A 19,302-nucleotide genomic window follows, 5' to 3' on the forward strand; every position below is an offset into this window, starting at 1 on the left:
GCCCGATTGCTGACTTGATTCTCATTATCAATGTGAAGGCTGCGTTTTCTCATTAAATAGGCCAGTTAAAAGGTTTAGACTAAAAAGATAAGGGGTATATCGAAAAGAAGAAAATGCCAATTACTAAAATGGATCGTGCGGTGAAACATGGAGGTCGGAAAACCGGACGATATTTCGGCTTGTTGATTATTTCGATAATAATAATACAGTAATTCTGTAAAAGATGGGTTTTTGCTGATTTTTATCATTTCGTTGGCGCTTTTTAGGAAAATGGCCGGGATAAAAAGCCGATTGCGAACGTACGATCCTGTTTTCTGAACGATTTGGCACGATAACGGAGCATTTTTATAGATATAGCAGGATAATGACTTTCAGACCGGATCAACTGAGATAATGATGAAATATCAGAGGATATACAATTTTACTGAACATTTTGTTTTGTAGTAAGATGTTCACATACCATTTCCCATGTGGTAAAACGTTATACCCCATCATTTATTTATGGGTGAATGGACCTAATCATTCGCCCGGCGTATAAAGTATTCTCCATTCAATCAAAATGAGTCCCCGTTTTAAAAATTCACTTGATCTTATGAAAGTGCCAGTCAATATGTATTCCAGATTTAGATGTAAGATCAACTTATTCAAAGGAGTGGTTTGTTGGAAACCGATAAGATAAAAAGGCCTTCGTTTATGTATGCACTATCGATGCTGATTGCAGCGGTTAGTGTGATATCAATTGGAATTCTTGTATTTGATGCACCGATTCAAATTCTGATGTTTATCAGCATGCTTGTATTGATCCCGTTTATGATGGGATTGGGGTTTACCTATAAACAAGTAGAAAAATCGATGATGAAATCGATGAGCAGGGCACTGCAGCCTGGGCTGATACTTCTAACCGTCGGGATTTTAATCGGCGCATGGATCGCGTCAGGGACAGTACCTACATTAATTTATTACGGTATACACGCGATTTCACCACAATTCTTTTTAGTCACAACTTTAGTTTTTTGTTCATTAGTATCTGTCGCAACAGGTACGTCATGGGGAACAGTCGGAACTGCCGGGGTTGCAATGATGGGTGTTGGAGCCACGATGGGGATACCGGCAGGGCTGACTGCCGGCGCTATTGTCAGCGGAGCGTATTTCGGAGATAAAATGTCTCCGCTATCGGATACGACGAACTTAGCCCCTACTGTTTCCGGCGGAGAAATCTTCAGCCATATTAAACACATGCTTTGGACGACAATTCCTGCATATATCATTGCAGCGATCATTTATACGATTGTTGGTTTGCGATACAATTCCGCATCTGTAAATTCAGAAAGTGTCAATCAACTGACATCTTATTTGAACGAAACATTCCATCTCGGACTTGTGCCAATGATTCCGATTGTTGTTCTCATTGCGCTGTTAATGTTAAAGAAACCAGCGATTCCTTCCATTTTCATTGGGGCAGCTGTTGGCGGCGTTATCGCGATGTTCTATCAAGGCTTGAGTTTTCAAGATGTCATGAATACGTTCTATGGCGGGTATACAGTTGAATCAGGCATTGACATGGTTGATAGCTTGCTTCAACGAGGCGGACTTTCCAGTATGTTGAGCTTAATTGCCTTGTTCTTATTTGCGCTTGGTTTAGGCGGGATGCTTGCGGAGTCACAAGTATTAGAAGCGTTGATTGCTTCTTTTGCCCATAAAATTAAGCATACAGGGACGGCTGTTTTTGTGACCATCATTGTGAGTTATCTTACACTTGCAATCGGCGGATCTGTATACTTCTCAACGGTTATGGGCGGAACATTGATGAGACCGATTTATGAACGCTTAAACTTAAAACCTGAAAACCTGTCGCGCGTGTTAGAGGATTCAGGAACACAAGCTGCACCGCTTATTCCATGGACTGGCGGCGGTCTATATACAGCTGGAGCCTTAGGGATAGCAACAGTCGCTTATCTTCCGTTCTGTTTCTTGGCTTTCATCACGCCATTGGTTTCTCTTTTCTACGGAATCACTGGATTGACGATGACAAAAAAAGAAAAGCGGGACAAAAAGAAAGCAAAAAAGCTTGTAGAATTAGAGGCATAATCAAAAACCTCGCTCAAAATGAGCGAGGTTTTTTTGATTACTGCCAATTGGTATGGAAAACGCCGTCCATATCTGTCCGTTCGTACGTATGGGCGCCGAAGTAATCGCGCTGTGCCTGCAAGAGGTTCGCATTGGACCGTCCTGTGCGGTAGCCGTCGTAATAAGTGAGCGCGGTGGTTAAGCATGGGAATGAGATTCCTGTGCTGATGCCCTCGCAAACAACTTTTCGCAGGCCTGTTTGATAGCCTTGGAGCTTATCTGAGAAATAAGGCGCGATCAGCAGGTTTGATAGGTTAGGTCGCTCGCTGAATGCGTCGCTGATCACGTTTAGGAAATCTGCGCGGATGATGCAGCCGCCACGGAATATCAAAGCGATGTCTTTAAGCGGCAGGTTCCAGCCGTAAAGCTCAGATGACATTTTGTATTGGGCAAAGCCTTGTGCGTAGGCGCATACTTTCCCCATGTAAAGAGCCTGTCTGACGTATTCAACCCAAGTGTCTTTATCGAAGTGTTTTTCTTCAGCTTCCGGACTTGCTAACACGTCTTGAGCTGCCACCCGTTCTTCTTTTAAGGAAGACAAGTAGCGGGCGAACAAGGACTCTGTGATGATTGTGGACGGAATGCCGTTATCAATCGCCTGCATGCTCGTCCATTTTCCGGTGCCTTTTTGGCCGGTTTTATCAAGGATGACATCAATCAGAGGCTGTCCTGTTTGTTCGTCTTTTTTGCGTAAAATCTCAGCTGTAATCTCTATTAAATAGCTTTTCAGCTCACCTTGGTTCCAGGTTTCAAAAATAGATGCGATTTCTTCGAGCGGCAGGTGCAGTGTTTCTCTCAGAAACGTGTACGCTTCTGCAATCAGCTGCATGTCAGCATACTCAATGCCGTTGTGCACCATTTTTGTAAAGTGCCCTGCCCCTTTTGGACCGATATAGACACAGCACGGATCGTCTCCAACTTGAGCTGCGATTTTCGTCAGGATAGGAGCGGCTTTGTCATAGACGTCACGATCTCCGCCCGGCATGATGGAAGGCCCTGTTAATGCGCCTACTTCGCCGCCGGAAATGCCGACTCCCAGATAGCCGATGCCTTTTTCCTTCAGCTCGTCATATCTTCTTTCTGTATCTTCATAGTGGGAGTTGCCCCCGTCCATGATGACGTCGCCTTCTTCAAGCAAAGGCATTAATGATTGGATGACGGAATCTACGGGTTTTCCCGCTGTGACCATCAGAAAGATTTTTCTTGGTTTCTCTAACGATTGAACAAAATCCTGCAGCTTGTAGTACGGGCTGAGAGATTGTCCATCCAGCTTTTGGACGAGTTGGTCCGTTAAATCTCTGGTGTAATTATAGACGGCGACGTTTTCACCTTTATTTGCCATGTTTAAGGCGATATTGCTTCCCATTACGCCTAAGCCTATGACACCAATCGTATTGAACATGTGTTACAGCTCCTTCATCAATTTCATACAACTAAACTTAACAATAATATGAATCCAAGTCCAGCAACCGAAATAATCGTTTCCAGCAACGTCCATGTGGCAAATGTTTCTTTCATGCTTAATCCGAAGTACTCCTTGAACATCCAGAAGCCGGCGTCATTGACGTGGGAAGCGATGACACTTCCGGCGCCTGTTGCAAGCACGACTAATGCCAGGTTGACATCAGATTGTCCCAACAACGGAATGACAAGTCCGGTTGTGCTTAGCGCGGCAACAGTGGCTGATCCTAGAGAAATGCGCAGGATCGCCGCGATGAGCCATGCCAAGACGATTGGCGATAATGCTGTACCTTTGAATAAGTCCGCCACGTAATCGCCGACACCGCCGTTGATCAGCACTTGTTTGAAGGCGCCGCCTCCCCCGATGATCAGAAGCATCATGCCGATTTGTGAAATGGCTGCTGAACAAGAGTCCATTACGGTTTTGATCGGAATGTTGCGTGCGATGCCCATTGTGTAGACCGCGACCAATAACGAAATAATCATAGCAGTCGATGCGTTTCCAATCAATCGGATAAAAGCTAAAACACCGTTATCCGCAAATCCGATTGTTTCTTGAAGCAGATCAATAATGGTAGCGATCGACATGATGATAATCGGAAGCATTGCAGTAAAGACGCTGATTCCGAAGCCGGGTGTCTCCTCAAGCTTGAACGTTTTTTGCGTGCCGAGTGATGCGATATTGCCGCTTTTCGCAAATGATGCAGGCACGATTTTTTTCGCGATCTTTGTAAACAAAGGCCCTGCGATGAGCACTGTCGGAACAGCAACCATAAAGCCGTACAGCAGCACTTCCCCGATGTTTGCGCCGTACTCACCGGCAATCGCCGTAGGCCCCGGGTGCGGCGGCAGGAAACCGTGCGTGACGGACAGCGCCGCGACCATCGGAATTCCGAGATATAAAATAGAAATCTTCAATTCTCTTGAAATCGCAAATACAATCGGAATTAATAGAACCAATCCTACTTCAAAAAATAAAGCAATACCAATAATGAATGAGGCAATGACAACGGCCCATTGAATGTTTTTCTCGCCGAATTTGTTGACGAGCGTCATCGCGATGCGCTGTGCGCCTCCAGAATCCGCGATCAGCTTGCCCAGCATCGCACCGAGCCCGAAGATGAGTGCGATGTGGCCAAGAGTTCCCCCTATTCCTTGTTCAATAGAGCTGACAACTTTATCGAACGGCATCCCGAGTGCCAATGCCACGCCGAACGATACGATCAGCAAGGAAATAAATGTGTTTAATTTTAAGCCCATAATCAAAAGCAGTAAAGCTAAGATCCCAATTGCAACGATGATTAATGGCATGGTAGTGCCCTCCCCTTCGTGTCATGTACTAGTTGTGTGTGATTAAGCCTCTCTGATAATCTGCAATTTGTGTATATTGATTCTCTAATGATCTTGAGAGATTAATGAAAATCGGCATTAATTTTCTATATTCTTTGGCTGAGTCTTCGATCGGCGTGTGTCTGTGCGTGCTGCCGACCATGTCGGACACGGCGTCGAATGAATCAATTTTTCCTGTCGCATACAGGCCTAAAATGCAGGCGCCAAGACATGAGCTTTCGTAGCTTTCCGGAACGACAACCTGTGATTCGAAGATATCCGCCATCATTTGGCGCCAAACCTCCGACCTTGCAAATCCCCCTGTCGCCTGGATGCGGGTTACCGGGCTATCCATGCATTCGGTTAACGCCAGGAACACCGTGTACAGGTTGTAAATGACCCCCTCTAATGCAGCCCGTATCATATGCTCTTTCCTATGCGACATCGTCAGGCCGAAAAATGAGCCGCGTACATCTGGATTCCACAGCGGAGCGCGTTCTCCGGCGAGATATGGGTGGAACAGCAAACCGTCGGAACCGGGTCTGACGCGTTGGGCGATCTTCGTCAGCACGTCATATGGATCAATCCCCAGTCGTGTCGCTGTCTCGATTTCGGAAGAGGCAAATTCGTCTCTGATCCAGCGAAGCACGATGCCCCCATTGTTTACCGGTCCGCCGATGACCCAGTGCTTGTCCGTCAAGGCGTAGCAGAAAATCCGGCCCTTTTCATCAGTTTGCGGCTGATCAATAATTGTCCGGATAGCACCGCTTGTCCCGATGGTGACGGCAATTTCGCCCTTTTTAACGGCGTTGACGCCGAGATTGGACAGCACGCCGTCGCTGGCGCCGATGACAAAAGGTGTTTCCGGATCGATTCCCATCTGTATCGCTAATTTCGGGCTGCAATGCTGAAAGATTTCAGTCGTTGGCACGAGTTTTGATAAGTGGTCCGGCGTGATGCCTGCGATGCGCAGTGCTTCTTCGTCCCAATCCAAGCTTTTCAGGTTCATCATGCCTGTCGCTGATGCCAAGGAGTAATCAATGACATATTCATTGAACAGCTGTTTGAAAATGTACTCTTTGATGCCGATATATTTTTTTGCTTTGGAAGCGATTTCTTTTTGTTCGTTCGTGATCCAGGTGATTTTGCTTAACGGCGACATCGGATGGATCGGTGTTCCTGTCCGCTTGTACACCTCATGCCCGTTCAATTCATCTTTGATCTTATGCGCCCAGCCTTCGCTCCGGTTGTCGGCCCACGTGATGCATGGCGTCAGCGGCTGGTCATTTTCATCAATTGCGATGACACTGTGCATGGCGCTGCTGAATGATATGAATGAGATCTGTTTTTGCGGATGCTGTTGTGTAATTCTCGCGGTAGTTTGGATAACGGCCTGAAAAATCGCTTCAGGGTCTTGTTCAGCCGTTGAGATGTCCGGTGTATAGAGCGGGTAGCCGATGCTTTCTTTCTGTACCACGTCTCCGTTTTCACTGAACAACACAGCTTTTGTGCTTGTCGTGCCGATATCGATTCCTAACATATAACTAGTCATTATTGTGTTCAGCTCCTTTTGCCAGCATTTGTTGTGAGAGCCACAGGTCTTCTACCTTTTCTTGCACATCATCAAAATTTTGGTGAAGAGACTGAATCATCAGTGCCCTGTCTTTTGCTTTAATGGCCTGAATATAAAGCTCATGGTTATCTAAAATCCTTGTGAAATCCTCGTGTTTTTCTTTTAATCGTGCCCGCATTGATAAAAGAATAAAGCTTTCCATAACGGGTTTTAGATTGTTCCAGATCATCTGAATGTATGAATGGTCGATCGCACGGATAATCGTTTCATGAAACAGCACGTCTTGAAATGAAAATTCATCTACGTCCTCGTATTTGATGGAGACTTTCATCATTTCAAGTATTTTGCTGAGGTCCTTGACTAAGGGCTCAATGTCGATTTTGACAAGCCGTTCAAAGACAAATGTTTCTAATAGTAAACGCACATCATAAATTTCCGTGATTTCCTTCTCAGTTAACCCAATTGCAACCGCCCCCATTCGTTCTAAGCGGATGATTTTTTCGGATGCGAGTATTTTTAACGCTTCGCGAACTGGTGAACGGCTTACGGAAAACTCGGCGGCGATCGTATTTTCTGATAGAATGGTACCGCTTTCAATCATGCCTGAAATGATCCGCATCCTCAGCTCGTATGCGACACGAACACCGGTTGACGCTTTTGAGAGCCACTTTGCGGGATACAACAGGTCTTTGGAGTCTAGCATACACTCACCTTCCTCACTCAAGGAGTATACTTGTATACAAGTATGATAACCCGATTTTTTCATTTATGCAAACACTTTCATTTCTAATTTTTATTAAAATTTTACCATAAATGATGGTATGTATTTCCAAACGTTATATGATACATTGGAGATAGATCGTGTAAGTGAATCATGTTTTGAAAGAGGCGATTTGGATGAAAATTATCATTGCACCTGATTCTTTTAAGGAAAGCTTATCAGCTTTGGATGCCGCTGACGCGATAGAAAGAGGTTTCAAATCGGTTTTTCCGAATGCCGATTACAGAAAAATGCCGATGGCGGATGGCGGTGAGGGCACCGTTCAGTCTCTGGTTGATGCCACAAACGGATGGATCAAAGAACAGGTTGTCACGGGGCCGCTGGGAGAACCGGTGAAAGCGTTTTTTGGCATGATGGGAGATGGGAAAACAGCTGTGATTGAAATGGCAGCCGCTTCAGGGCTTCATCTTGTGCCTGTTGAAAGGCGCAATCCGCTCGTCACGACAACAAGGGGGACGGGAGAATTAATGGCAGCCGCTCTTGACGCGGGCGCAGAGCGTTTGATCATCGGGATCGGCGGAAGCGCAACGAATGACGGAGGAGCCGGGATGATTCAAGCATTGGGCGGAAGGCTTCTTGATGAATCAGGCCGTGAGATCGGGTTCGGAGGCGGCGCTTTATCCCAGCTCGCATCACTCGATATCAGCGAGCTTGATTCCAGATTGGAGAATGTCAAACTGGAGGTCGCCTGCGACGTGGACAATCCGTTAATCGGGCCAAAAGGAGCTGCGGCTGTCTTCGGGCCGCAAAAAGGCGCGACAGACGACATGGTGGAAGTGCTGGACCAGAACCTAACCCATTTCGCGGATGTGGCAGAAAAAGCGCTCGGAACAGCCTGCAGGGAAATAAAGGGCGCCGGCGCAGCGGGCGGTCTTGGGTGGGGGCTGCTGGCTTTTTTTCATGCTGATTTGAAAAGAGGCATTGATATTGTGTTTGCAGCGGTTGATTTTGAAGATGAAGTTCAGGATGCGGATCTTGTGATTACCGGTGAGGGGCGGATTGACAGCCAAACGATTTATGGGAAAACACCGATCGGCGTGGCCAAAGCGGCTAAATCATACGATGTGCCCGTCATCGGCATAGCGGGATCGGTATCACGAGACAGTGATGCCGTCTATCAGCACGGAATTGATGCGCTTTTCAGCATCGTTCCCGGCGCCGTGCCTCTTGAAGACGCGTTTGAACATGCCGCAGAATACATGGAAAGAACGGCTCGGGACATTGCAGCATCCATCAAATTGGCGAAAACGATGTTTCTGATATAGCCGGCGCACATGCCGATGCATAGCCATCCTCCTTTTTGGGTAGAGACAGTTAACTACACAATGAGGCAATCATCCCAGAAGGAGGACAAAGATATGACTGTACAAGAAATCAAAGGCAAAAAACTCGTAAAAGGCATTGCGCCAAATGTCGAGCCAGATGCCCTGTTACATGATAAACGAAAAGTATTTTTGTTTGGTTCCCCGAGTTACACAAACATTGGTGACCAAGCGATTGCGTATGCGGAAGAGAAATTTATAAAAAATCATTTTCCGTATTATGAATATATTGAAATTATGGATTATGCGACAGATGAGGGGATTGAACTGGTGAAGGAGATCATCCGTGAAGACGATATTGTCTGCTTTACCGGCGGAGGAAATTTAGGAAACCTTTATCTCGATATTGAGGAAGACAGAAGGAAGGTTTTCTCGGCGTTTAAGGACTATAAATCGATTTCTCTGCCGCAATCCGTTTATTTTGAAGACACAGAGGATGGAAATAAAGAAAAGAAAAAAACACAGGACGCGTACCATCAAAATTCTAATTTAACGATTGCCGCGCGTGAGACACAGACGCTGGATGTTGTGAAAGAGACCTTCAATTCTAATGTGATTTTTACACCGGATATGGTGCTCTCCTTGGATATTGTACCGAGAGAGCTTGAGCGGGACGGCGTTCTCTTTATTTTAAGAGCGGATAAGGAGAAAGTGACCGACGAAGATTTTATTTCACAGATGAGAAAATGGGCAGAAAAAACAACCTATACGGAACGTACCGATACGGTGCTGGACACGGTAGACACCATTGATTACGCCGATCGTGAAAAACATTTAATGGAGATGCTTGACCGCATCGGTTCCAGTAAATTGGTGATCACCGACCGTCTTCACGCGATGATTTTCTCGATTATTACCAAAACACCTTGCCTTGTCTTTGGAAACAGTTACGGCAAAGCTAAACATTCGTACCGGGATTGGCTCGAAAGCTTAAACTTCATTGAATACACAGATCAACATGATATGAAGGAACTGGAGCGCATGATTGACCGCCTGCTTCAAGCAGAACCGAATGAAGTTGATTTATCCAGGGATTTTCAGCCGCTGGTTGATTTTTTCAAATCATAAAAGAAAAAGCAGACTGATGGCAGTCTGCTTTCAGCGTGTCGACAAACCCTCGCATTCGTTGTCAGTCCTGCGCGTTGGTGCTCACGAATGATAACATTCGCTCCGCTCCAATGCTCGTCCTTCCTAGACTTCAAGGGTTTTCAATCACGCTGACAAGATGACAAAATCCTAAAACTAAACCGTTTTAGGATTTTGTCAACAATCTGAAGCAGACTGATGACAGTCTGCTTTTTTGCGTTAATGATCGTTTTCCAAAGAAACGATTTCATCAATGATCCGCGCTTGCTCTTTCTCAGCCACTTCGTTTGAGATGATATCTTCCTTTGATAAGTTCTCGATCGCTTGGTACTGGGCGTATAACGAATGTTTTTTCAAGATGGTTTGCTGTTTGTTTTTGAGTTCCGGGTATGTTTCGAACAATTGGTTTGTTTGTTGATGCAGCTGGCTGACTTCTTCTTTGTATTGGTCTGTCAGTTCGCTGGAGACAGCTTCGTGTATCAGCAAATTGTGTTTGACTTGCTGGACTTCCTGGATAGCGGTTTCTAGCCGGTGTCCTTTTGCAAGCAATTCCTCATATTCCTGATTGCCCTCTTCCTTTTGATTCACGCCTAACCGTTCCAGAAGCGGCTTAATGGTAAGCCCCTGAACAACAAGGGAGAATAAAACGACACTGAAGGCGAAAATCAGAATGTCTTCACGCCCCGGGAAGTCTCTCGGCAGGCTCAGTACAAGGGCAATGGACAGAGAGCCCTTCAGCCCGCCCCAATTGATGGTATGTTTCCATGTCGCCGGAAATTTCTTAATAAATGCCAGACTGATATAGACGGCGGCACTTCGGGCGATAAGCACAATGACAATCGCCATAATCGCCAAACCCCATTTGTCAGTCAGGTCAATTCTCGTGATCTCAAGTCCCACCATCAAAAAGACAAGGGAGTTCGCGAGCAAGGCGGCGACGTCCCAAAAGTTATTGATATTCAGCTTGGTCGTCGGGCTCATGCCGATTTTTGCGCCGTAATTGCCGAATATAAGTGCGGCGACTACGACAGCGATTACGCCGGAGGCACCTGCCATTTCCGCCAAAAGAAATGAACTGTAAAATAGAATGATGCTAAAAATAATTTCTAAAGGGTAATCATCAAAATACTTGGTGAGCTGGGAAAAGACAAATCCTAGAGCGCCTCCGATAATGAGGCCGAGGGAAATGACTTTGACAAACTCCCACAAGCCTAAACCGGCGCCTTGAATGCCGAGATCTAAATAAGTCATTAAGTAAAAGGCGGAAATGTTGAACAGCACTACCGCCAGCCCGTCATTGAACAGGCTTTCTCCTTCAACGACAATCGAAAGCTTTTTCGGCGCACCGACGCTTTTGAAAATGGACAGCACACTGACTGGGTCTGTCGCACTCATCAGCGCGGCAAAAACAAACGCCGCCGGAATGGCCAAATGCATCAGCCACATGGAAGAAAAGCCGACGATCAGAAACGAGATGAGCGTGCCGCCGAAGGCCAGCGCCAGAACGGGACGTTTGTTTTCCCGCAAATGGGAAAAGGGCAGCTTCAGGGCTGCTTCTCCTAATAAAGCCGGCAAGAACAGTGTAATGATGACGAAGTTAAAGACTTCTCCTTCAGTAATAAAATCTTTCAGCGGTTCGAAGAGCGGAATATGTACAAGTCCAATGATCGTGCCGACAATCACGAGTGCGATCGGATAAGGCTGTCTGCACTTCTTGGCAATCGCGGTAATACCGGCTGCAATCATGACCAACAAAAAACCTAGTTCGAAAATATGATGCAAATCTAAGTGTTCCATTAGAACCTCCTTTTATGAATTGTACAACTGAAAAATTACCCTCATTTTGTCATTTGTAATCATATCATATGTAAAACAGTCCTTTGCCAGTCTGCGGAAAAGCAAAAAAGCAGGCAATTTGCCGGCTTTTGGTTCTTTATTCTATAAGCCAATGGAATTCACTACACTCGATACATGAGAATGAACTTTATCAAAAGATAGATGATCCTTCATTTTATCCGTGACACTGTCAATCGCTTTTCCTGACATATGATGGTCGAGAATGTCCCGCTTTGATTTAACCGTCTGCTCGGCACCTGTGATGTTATCTTTGATCGAAGATAAATTCTTACGGTCTTCTTGAAAAGCATAGCTTAATTGTTTTTTGATTGAATTCATCAGCGCCAATTTTTGTTCTTGTCTTTTCTTCTCTTTGTACGCCGCCAATTGTTCTGGTGTCATTTCAGTTGTATCTAGATGGGCATTTGAAAAAAGCGAAGTGGTTGAATGCTGGCTTGTCACTCTTTGCATAAAAAGGTCTGCATCTGTAGGTTTTTTATTCATAAAATCCATGTCTCTTTCTCTCCCTTATGAAATCCCCATCCGGCTTGCTGCTGCCAGATCTGCATCATGGTAAGCGTGTCCCATATGTCCAAGGTCATCTGCAACCATCTGAAGCAAGTGCTGTAAATGAAGCGCGGCATCTACTGCCTGATCATATTTTTCTTTTGAGTAAAAAAGGTGATGCGGTTTGTTCATTTTAAGTTTATTGATCAGATCATCGACATCAGAAATGGCTAATTCATCATATGCGCCAAAACCAACCATTCGTGCATGCATGTTCCTGACATCCTCAATAGAATCCTTTACTTTGTCATCAATTCTTTCAATCTGGCGAATAATCCTAGACCATTCCGATTCAGCAATATGTTTTAACTGAGTGCATGTATTCATCAATACATGCGACTTAATGAGGATTGAAACACCTGTATTGGCTTTCACATTCGTTGATTTCATTTGCTTAAGCATCGTTAATGCAAAGTCAGGATTGTTTTTTAACACATCATCAACAGTTTGGACAGAGCCATCTGAATTGAAGTTATATCGATCCAGATTGTGACTTCCCATCAAGGCTTCGACAAATAGTGATACATCAAGAGATTGATTGTTGTAACGTTTAAATGCAAGGCCCAACATCTTTACTGCATCAGGAAGGCGATTATTTTGTACACCGTGCGGCAAAGCCTCGTCATACATCACTTTCACATTACCTATTTCAGCAGCATCCCGATTCAACAAAGATAATCCATCATTTAAATTAATATATTCTGTTAAACGGCTGCGGAAATCCCCTTTTAATGCTCGGGCTTTGACATCCTCAGGCAGGTTTTCATATATGTTAGGATTTTCGAAAGTAACGCCGCGTTTGATAAAGTCATTCATCACGACTGCATAGCTTGCATTAGAACCGCCTAATGAGTGACCGGTGACTTGAATGTCAGCGTTTTTAAAGTCTTTATGTATTTTTTTTGCATATTGATCTGCCTGAATGGCTTGGTTCTCCGTCCCGTCATCAAATGGTTTTTTGCCAACCAAATAACTGGAATCCATATGGAGCCAATCCTGTAAAATCTCATTTGAATATTCAGGAACCCCTTGTGCGTAGTCATAGAAAGAACCATCTTCATCTTTAGGAATGTTGATTCCCTTTTTCTCTAATTCTTTAATAAGCTGTTCCCGCTCTTCACGATATGGCTTTATTGTGTCTTGTAATTGGCCCGGGCTGATGGGTTCTGATCCGCGGTAGGCGATGATGGCGTTTTGGATTTTTTCAGGGTGTTTGCCTTCAAGGGAATTACGATAATCCTCTCTAGTAACAAGTGTGAGGGCGTTAAGGCCCTTTTCTGTTTTTTTATAATCGATAACGTATAATCTTTCTCCATTACTAACTTCAATAGTCTCTCCAACATGGTATTTTTCTATTTTATAAGCATTATTTGAAATAAGGTTAAAATCTTCAGCGGTTAATTTTTTTGAACTGTATTTAGACAATCACAACACTCCTAATCTTTACATATCTAGTATAATAAAATAAAAAAGGGTGAAAAACCATGTCATTTTCCAAAAAAACACTTTTTGTTGGAGTGATTATAGTATTTTTAATAGGAATTGTTTACTTTAATCATAATCAATCATCAGATAAATCTGGAGGGGATCATAGCGTGAACACAAATGAAAAAAATGAACAACAAAAGGCAGAAGAATACGCTGAAAAAATGAAACCGAAAATAAAGGAAAAATTGAAAAAAGATGATATCCATCATTTTGTTAATGATATAACTTTCGATAAGGATGTCTCAATCAGTCCAATGGGAATGATCGAACTATCAGGGTACGTAAACAACAATCCGGAAAAGTTCTCATTCGATGTCTCTTTGAGATATGGAACTGATAAAGTAGATTCCATAGGTTATGATAAAGACTTAGCGGACCGATTTGAAAACTGGGATGATTTTGATAAAGAGGTCAAAGAAGACTTTTTAAATAGTTTATCGAAAGAAGAACGAGAACAATATTTAAAAGACATAGGCGAAATGAAGTAAAAATATGAAGAAACAAGCGCCATTTAAACTACTAGCTTTTGTTAGCGTTTTGTTAATCGTAATGATTGGCTTCATTTATGAAATCAAAAAAACGTCAGATACTTCTAAAAGTAAAAAATACATAAGTAGTAAAGAAAAAAATGAACAAGAGAAAGCTGAAGCATACGTCGACGAAATGAAGCCAAAAATAGAAGAAGAGTTAGGGAAAGAGGATATTCATCATTTTATAAAATCTGTAACTTTTGAAGATAAAGTGACTATAAATCCGATGGGAAGAATAGTAGTGAATGGTTATATAAATGACAATCCAGATAAGTTTTATTTCTCAGCAGATTTAATTTATGATTCCAATAAAGTGGACGGAATGAGTTACTCTGAGGATGTAGGTAATCGTTTTACAGATTGGAGCGAATACAGCAAAGAAGTAAAAGAAAAATACATCAAAACCGCTTACCCCGATAAAAAAGAGCGTGAACAGTATTTAAGAGATATAGGAGAGTGAAAATAAACAGGCAAAGTGCCTGTTTATTTTAGTGATCGGTTTACTTCCTCCTCTTCGCCATTCCCCAAGCCACCAGTCCGGCAACAATAGCCGCGGATACAATCGGGCGCTTCGTAGCTTTCGTGTAATAGCTTCTGGACCGCAGCCATCCTTTATTTGTCCCCCTGTCATGCATGCCGTAGCCCGCATGATAAAGCGCGCTTTCTTCACGCGGTTTGGACGGTCTTTCGGCATGCTGGCTGTGGTACATGATTTTTTCCATCAGTTTGTCGATCAGCCGGGGGAAAAGAGCGCCCAGCATGGTGATGGCTTTTGCCTGTGAGCCGATGTACATGTCGCGCTTCGGGTGTTCGGCGGCAAACAGGATGGCTTCGGCGACCGCTTCCGGCGGGTAGATCATCGAGCGGGAATGAGCCGGCTGTTTGTCGAGGTAGCTGTGAGCATGCTCGTTGTAAGGCGTGTCAATTCTGCCCGGATGGATGAGCGTAACCGAGACGGGCGCATGTTCTTTCTCGAGCTCCATCCGAATGCTTTCCGTCCAGCCATGAAGCGCGAACTTGGCTGACGCATATGTGGATTGAATGACGGTTCCCCTGTCGCCGAACAGGCTTCCTACATTAATGAGTGCGCCCGGCACGCCTCTGCTGGTGTAGTGTTTGACGGCCGTTCTTGTTCCGTAAACAGGTCCCCAGAAGTTTGTGTCAAACATGCGCTTCATGTCATCGACGGTGACATCCATGGCGTGCCCGAAAGTCGAGACGGCGGCATTGTTGACCCATGTGTCAAAGCGGCCGAATGTGCTGATCGCGGTTTCTGCGATGCGGTTGATGTCTTCTTCTTTCCCGACATCCGCCTTCACCCATATCGCGTCGTGCCCTTTTTCCTTTAATTCTTCAGTAAGATCCTTCAAAGCCTCTTCATTTCGCCCTGCTGCCACAACCTTCGCGCCTTTTTCAGCTGCCATTCGCGCAGTGACAAGTCCGATTCCGCTTGAGGCGCCGGTAATCACGATCACTTGATCCTTGAGTTGTTTCAATCTGAGCTTCTTTTTCGTGCCCGGGTTCTGTTGTTCAAGCTTTTCCGTATTCGTGAGTGAATCATCGTTTGTCATTGAGATTCCTCCTAGACGCTGTTTTTCTACATTTACCCCATCCGGGAGGTCCTTACCCCTTTTTGACAATCACAGGGTTCTTTTTTATATTATATAAGTCGCTCTACCATACCTAGGAGGGAATGTTTTAATGACTAGCAGAGGAGATTCACGCGAAAAAATTCTTCACACGGCGTCACGTCTGTTCCAGCTTCAAGGATATCACGCGACGGGTTTGAACCAGATTGTGAAAGAAAGCGGTGCTCCTAAGGGATCGCTTTATCACTTTTTCCCGAACGGCAAAGAAGAATTAGCAGTTGAAGCGGTTACATATACAGGAAAACTGATTGAACATCTGATACAGCAAAGCATGGATGAATTCTCTGATCCAATAGAAGCGATTCAGCAATTTATCAAAAAAACAGCCAGCCAGTTTGACAATACAGAAAGCATTCAAGGCCTTCCAGTCGGTTTGCTTGCGAGTGAGACAGCATTAATCAGTGAACCGCTGCGGACGGTTTGCATGAAGGTGTTTAAAAGCTGGGAAGCGGTTTTTGCCAGAAAACTAATGGAAAACGGATTTGCAGAAGAAGAAGCGAATCAGCTTGGAATGCTGATCAATTCGATGATCGAGGGCGGCATCATGCTTTCGTTAACGAATAAAGTCAAAACGCCTCTTCTTCTCATTGCCGAACAAATTCCAGTGCTGGTGAGAAAAAAAGGGTAGCGTTTTGTTATCCTTTCTCCTACAATTATATAGAACGGTCTAGTAATGTATATTTTAATATATAGACTGGTCTAAATTGGAGGAAACGATATATGAAAACATTATGTGAACATTCATTGCCTAAAGAAAAAATGCCTTATTTGCTCCGCAGCGGAGAAGGTGAGCGCTATTTGTTCGGAAGACAAGTCGCCACGGTGATGGCGAATGGGAAGAGTACAGGCGATCTGTTTGAGATCGTGCTGCTTTCCGGGGGAAAAGGAGATGCCTTTCCGCTTCACGTCCACAAGGATACACATGAAGGGATTCTCGTTTTGGACGGAAAGCTTGAGCTGACGCTTGATGGAGAACATTATTTATTAGTATCAGGCGATTATGCGAACATTCCAGCCGGAACACCGCACAGCTACCAGATGCAGAGCCACAGAACGCGACTGGTGTCTTACACGATGAAGGGAAATGTAGCGCACATGTATTCCGTTATTGGGAATCCATATGATTACGCTGAACATCCTCCGTACGCAAGCGAGGAGGTGTCAAACGAGCGATTTGCAGAAGCGGCGACTGTGGCGGACATTGCATTTCTTGATGAAGAAAAGCCTTCCGGTGCGGCAAAGTTAGCGGAACTTACAGAGCTTCCAGATGGAGCTGTTCCATACGTGCTTGAGTCTGGAGAAGGCGACCGCCTGGTGACGGGAGATCAGCTTCACCGCATTGTGGCTGCACAAAAAAATACAGACGGCCAGTTTATCGTCGTATCATCGGATGGCCCTAAAGGCGAACGGATCGTTGATCACTACCATGAACATCATACAGAAACATTTTATTGCTTAGAAGGGCAGATGACGATGTGGGCAAATGGACAGGAAATTCAGCTGAACCCTGGAGATTTTCTGCATGTTCCAAAGAATACCGTTCATTCCTATCGTCTGGATTCCCATTATACAAAGATGGTGGGCGTATTGGTTCCAGGCTTATTTGAACCGTTTTTCCGGACGTTAGGTGAGCCGTATGAAGGCCACATCTATCCAAGTGAGCCTCAGGCGCTGCGATTTGACCGCGTTTTGCAAAATATCGAAGCATTAGATTTAAAGGTCATGAAACCATAAAGATAACAAGATTGTAAGGTTTCCATGCCTGTGTGTCACCTAAATCGATGTTTCTGCGTTTCTTTTTTTCATACTCTTAGGGTACAGAAAAAAGGAGCGTGATAGATATGGTTTCATTACAGCCGACTTTGGCAAATGAACGGATCGGCGTGCTTGATGTGCTAAGGGGAATGGCGATTTTCGGGATCTTATTTGTCAATCTGGCCCATTTCAGTTATCCGGATATGTATTTGTCTATGCTTGGAAAAGAGAACTTTTTTACAGAAAAGTGGTCTGAAGCTGATTTTGCAGTAACAGACATACTGACATTCTTCATCCAAACAAAATGTATTTTATTGTTTTCCTTTTTATTTGGATTCGGCATGGTTGTTATGATGGAGAGGGCAGTAAGCAAAGGGAAACGGTTTGTTCCGCTCTATGCGAGAAGGTTAGCGGCGCTTCTCTTGATTGGAACCATTCACGCCTTTTTGATTTGGGACGGGGACATTTTAACGGAATACGCCCTGCTCGGTTTTGTTCTGCTCTTATTTCGAAAAGCAAAGCCGAAAACACTGCTGATATGGGCGCTCTCTTTGTATCTTTTGTTTACCATACCGTTCATTTTGACAAGCTTTTATCAAGCAAACGGACAGGAATGGACTCAAGCGGTAACTCAGCAGGCAAAACAAGCGCTCCATGCGTACGGAAGCGGCAGCTTGAAGGAGATTGCGGAACAGCGGATCCACGATCGTCTTGTTTACATGTCTTCGAATGGCATGCTTACGTATAACCCGATCAGCTTCTTCTTTGCATCCATTCCTTATTTCAGCATGTTTTTGCTGGGGGCTGCGGCGGCGAAGTCACGATATTTGCATGAACCCGGAAAGCATCGCAAAGGCTTGAAAAGCGTGTGGATGGCTGGGCTTGTCATCGGCATCAGCGCACAAGTGCTGTACAGTGTAACGGATAGGCAAGTATTTTTGCTGATTGGCGCGCCCTTCCTCATGTTTTTCTATGTCACAACGGTTGTCTATCTTTATCATAAAACAAGAGTAAAAACAGTGCTGCAATCATTCTCCGCTGTTGGACGGATGGCGTTTACCAATTATCTGATGCAGTCTATCGTGTGTACGTGGATATTCTATCATTACGGCTTGGGGCTGTACGGGAAAGTGTATCCTGCTGCCGGCGTGCTCATTACGATTGCTGTTTGTGCCGTTCAGATGGTCTTCAGCCACCTTTGGCTTCGGGTATTCCGGATGGGGCCGTTTGAGTGGCTGTGGAGGAGCGCTACGTATCTGGCGTGGCAGCCTATGGTAAAGAAAACAAAAGTCTAGACGCCTATTGGTGTCTAGACTTTCTTCTATTATTTATACACGACACGTGTTTTGCAAATGATGTCATGCAGACCTTTTTTCTCTCCGAAGCCGATCATGATAAAGCCAATATAAAAGATAATTCCAGATAAGATGTATGCAAAGTAACGGCCGATTGCCTGTCCGATAGAAACCCGATCGCCTTGTTCATTGACCACTTTCAGGCCAAGAATTTTTTTGCCGAGTGTGCCCTGCATTTTAGAAGCTGTGAGCAGACCGTAATATAACACACAGATGACGAGCATGATCAGCATGGTAGGCAAAAATGCGAACGTCATGTATTTCACGAGATACTCCTCTTCTGTCATGTAAGGGTCTGTTGCCACAGATCCAGCTATAAACACACTATTGATAATAAATAGAATAATATAACTAGGAACAGATACAATAATGCCATCAATAAAATAAGCTAAAAAACGAATCCAAAATCCTGCTGTTTTTTCCATGTCTTTTTCTCTCTCCTT

General features: G+C 44.5%; 17 protein-coding genes. 8 read left to right on the forward strand and 9 right to left on the reverse strand.

What is annotated here, in order from left to right:
- Nucleotides 1-660: 660 nt before the first annotated feature.
- Nucleotides 661-2,088 carry a Na+/H+ antiporter NhaC gene (gene nhaC / locus V6D44_RS05865; protein ID WP_242519871.1) on the forward strand — a complete coding sequence of 476 codons (1,428 nt, stop codon included), beginning with the start codon at nt 661-663 and terminating at the stop codon, nt 2,086-2,088.
- Nucleotides 2,089-2,125: 37 nt separating this feature from the next.
- Here the strand turns inward: nhaC and gnd are convergent, their stop codons facing one another.
- The 4 genes from gnd to gntR are packed head-to-tail and all read right to left on the reverse strand — an operon-like array spanning nt 2,126 to nt 7,193.
- Complete coding sequence (gnd, locus tag V6D44_RS05870) at nt 2,126-3,529, reverse strand: decarboxylating NADP(+)-dependent phosphogluconate dehydrogenase (RefSeq protein WP_333516334.1); 1,404 nt, start codon at nt 3,527-3,529, stop codon at nt 2,126-2,128.
- Between the two features lie 23 nt (nt 3,530-3,552).
- Nucleotides 3,553-4,899 carry a gluconate permease GntP gene (gene gntP / locus V6D44_RS05875; protein ID WP_087991821.1) on the reverse strand — a complete coding sequence of 449 codons (1,347 nt, stop codon included), beginning with the start codon at nt 4,897-4,899 and terminating at the stop codon, nt 3,553-3,555.
- A gap of 28 nt (nt 4,900-4,927) precedes the next feature.
- Entirely contained in the window at nt 4,928-6,469 is a 1,542-nt protein-coding gene (gntK, locus tag V6D44_RS05880) for a gluconokinase (protein WP_087991822.1), read from the reverse strand.
- Entirely contained in the window at nt 6,462-7,193 is a 732-nt protein-coding gene (gntR, locus tag V6D44_RS05885) for a gluconate operon transcriptional repressor GntR (RefSeq protein WP_087991823.1), read from the reverse strand. The genes gntK and gntR overlap by 8 nt, the downstream gene beginning before the upstream one ends.
- A gap of 194 nt (nt 7,194-7,387) precedes the next feature.
- Between gntR and V6D44_RS05890 the strand changes: the two genes are divergently transcribed.
- The gene (locus tag V6D44_RS05890; protein ID WP_253268721.1) at nt 7,388-8,536 is read left to right on the forward strand and encodes a glycerate kinase; all 1,149 of its coding nucleotides are present in this window, start codon (nt 7,388-7,390) and stop codon (nt 8,534-8,536) included.
- A 93-nt stretch (nt 8,537-8,629) separates the two neighbouring features.
- Nucleotides 8,630-9,661, forward strand: a complete 1,032-nt coding sequence (locus tag V6D44_RS05895) for a polysaccharide pyruvyl transferase family protein (RefSeq protein ID WP_333516335.1) — start codon at nt 8,630-8,632, stop codon at nt 9,659-9,661.
- Nucleotides 9,662-9,898: 237 nt separating this feature from the next.
- Here the strand turns inward: V6D44_RS05895 and V6D44_RS05900 are convergent, their stop codons facing one another.
- The 3 genes from V6D44_RS05900 to V6D44_RS05910 all read right to left on the reverse strand — a co-directional run bounded on the left by V6D44_RS05900 (nt 9,899) and on the right by V6D44_RS05910 (nt 13,507).
- Nucleotides 9,899-11,476 carry a Na+/H+ antiporter gene (locus V6D44_RS05900; protein ID WP_087991825.1) on the reverse strand — a complete coding sequence of 526 codons (1,578 nt, stop codon included), beginning with the start codon at nt 11,474-11,476 and terminating at the stop codon, nt 9,899-9,901.
- 141 nt (nt 11,477-11,617) lie between these two features.
- Entirely contained in the window at nt 11,618-12,028 is a 411-nt protein-coding gene (locus V6D44_RS05905) for a hypothetical protein (RefSeq protein ID WP_333516336.1), read from the reverse strand.
- A 15-nt stretch (nt 12,029-12,043) separates the two neighbouring features.
- Nucleotides 12,044-13,507 (reverse strand): lipase, encoded by a 1,464-nt coding sequence (locus V6D44_RS05910; protein ID WP_333516337.1) that lies wholly within the window; start codon nt 13,505-13,507, stop codon nt 12,044-12,046.
- Between the two features lie 59 nt (nt 13,508-13,566).
- Here V6D44_RS05910 and V6D44_RS05915 point away from each other — a divergent pair, with 59 nt between their 5' ends.
- Both V6D44_RS05915 and V6D44_RS05920 read left to right on the forward strand, forming a co-directional pair.
- Nucleotides 13,567-14,058, forward strand: a complete 492-nt coding sequence (locus V6D44_RS05915) for a DUF1433 domain-containing protein (protein ID WP_253268718.1) — start codon at nt 13,567-13,569, stop codon at nt 14,056-14,058.
- Between the two features lie 4 nt (nt 14,059-14,062).
- A complete protein-coding gene (locus V6D44_RS05920; protein ID WP_253268717.1) occupies nt 14,063-14,560 on the forward strand; it encodes a DUF1433 domain-containing protein in 498 nt (165 codons plus the stop codon).
- Between the two features lie 40 nt (nt 14,561-14,600).
- Here V6D44_RS05920 and V6D44_RS05925 read toward each other — a convergent pair whose 3' ends face one another.
- Entirely contained in the window at nt 14,601-15,671 is a 1,071-nt protein-coding gene (locus tag V6D44_RS05925) for an SDR family oxidoreductase (RefSeq protein WP_333516338.1), read from the reverse strand.
- 130 nt (nt 15,672-15,801) lie between these two features.
- On the opposite strand from V6D44_RS05925, the gene yxaF reads away from it, so the two are divergent.
- From yxaF to V6D44_RS05940, 3 genes are all read left to right on the forward strand, one after another.
- Nucleotides 15,802-16,377 (forward strand): transcriptional regulator YxaF, encoded by a 576-nt coding sequence (gene yxaF / locus V6D44_RS05930; protein ID WP_087991831.1) that lies wholly within the window; start codon nt 15,802-15,804, stop codon nt 16,375-16,377.
- A 92-nt stretch (nt 16,378-16,469) separates the two neighbouring features.
- Nucleotides 16,470-17,483, forward strand: a complete 1,014-nt coding sequence (locus V6D44_RS05935) for a quercetin 2,3-dioxygenase (RefSeq protein WP_087991832.1) — start codon at nt 16,470-16,472, stop codon at nt 17,481-17,483.
- 107 nt (nt 17,484-17,590) lie between these two features.
- Nucleotides 17,591-18,799 (forward strand): DUF418 domain-containing protein, encoded by a 1,209-nt coding sequence (locus V6D44_RS05940; protein ID WP_087991833.1) that lies wholly within the window; start codon nt 17,591-17,593, stop codon nt 18,797-18,799.
- Between the two features lie 29 nt (nt 18,800-18,828).
- Here the strand turns inward: V6D44_RS05940 and V6D44_RS05945 are convergent, their stop codons facing one another.
- Nucleotides 18,829-19,284, reverse strand: a complete 456-nt coding sequence (locus V6D44_RS05945) for an RDD family protein (protein ID WP_087991834.1) — start codon at nt 19,282-19,284, stop codon at nt 18,829-18,831.
- Between the last annotated feature and the right edge of the window lie 18 nt (nt 19,285-19,302).

It is taken from the genome of Bacillus sp. 0209A, from assembly GCF_036765095.1.
GTDB classification, from domain to species: Bacteria; Bacillota; Bacilli; order Bacillales; family Bacillaceae; genus Bacillus; species Bacillus subtilis_G.

What these genes read in the sequence shown, in the direction of transcription:
- gnd (WP_333516334.1), bottom strand. Translation starts at nt 3,529, where the DNA reads ATGTTCAATACGATTGGTGTCATAGGCTTAGGCGTAATGGGAAGCAAT.
- gntP (WP_087991821.1), bottom strand. Translation starts at nt 4,899, where the DNA reads ATGCCATTAATCATCGTTGCAATTGGGATCTTAGCTTTACTGCTTTTG.
- gntK (WP_087991822.1), bottom strand. Translation starts at nt 6,469, where the DNA reads ATGACTAGTTATATGTTAGGAATCGATATCGGCACGACAAGCACAAAA.
- gntR (WP_087991823.1), bottom strand. Translation starts at nt 7,193, where the DNA reads ATGCTAGACTCCAAAGACCTGTTGTATCCCGCAAAGTGGCTCTCAAAA.
- V6D44_RS05890 (WP_253268721.1), top strand. Translation starts at nt 7,388, where the DNA reads ATGAAAATTATCATTGCACCTGATTCTTTTAAGGAAAGCTTATCAGCT.
- V6D44_RS05895 (WP_333516335.1), top strand. Translation starts at nt 8,630, where the DNA reads ATGACTGTACAAGAAATCAAAGGCAAAAAACTCGTAAAAGGCATTGCG.
- V6D44_RS05900 (WP_087991825.1), bottom strand. Translation starts at nt 11,476, where the DNA reads ATGGAACACTTAGATTTGCATCATATTTTCGAACTAGGTTTTTTGTTG.
- V6D44_RS05905 (WP_333516336.1), bottom strand. Translation starts at nt 12,028, where the DNA reads ATGGATTTTATGAATAAAAAACCTACAGATGCAGACCTTTTTATGCAA.
- V6D44_RS05915 (WP_253268718.1), top strand. Translation starts at nt 13,567, where the DNA reads ATGTCATTTTCCAAAAAAACACTTTTTGTTGGAGTGATTATAGTATTT.
- V6D44_RS05920 (WP_253268717.1), top strand. Translation starts at nt 14,063, where the DNA reads ATGAAGAAACAAGCGCCATTTAAACTACTAGCTTTTGTTAGCGTTTTG.
- V6D44_RS05925 (WP_333516338.1), bottom strand. Translation starts at nt 15,671, where the DNA reads ATGACAAACGATGATTCACTCACGAATACGGAAAAGCTTGAACAACAG.
- yxaF (WP_087991831.1), top strand. Translation starts at nt 15,802, where the DNA reads ATGACTAGCAGAGGAGATTCACGCGAAAAAATTCTTCACACGGCGTCA.
- V6D44_RS05935 (WP_087991832.1), top strand. Translation starts at nt 16,470, where the DNA reads ATGAAAACATTATGTGAACATTCATTGCCTAAAGAAAAAATGCCTTAT.
- V6D44_RS05940 (WP_087991833.1), top strand. Translation starts at nt 17,591, where the DNA reads ATGGTTTCATTACAGCCGACTTTGGCAAATGAACGGATCGGCGTGCTT.
- V6D44_RS05945 (WP_087991834.1), bottom strand. Translation starts at nt 19,284, where the DNA reads ATGGAAAAAACAGCAGGATTTTGGATTCGTTTTTTAGCTTATTTTATT.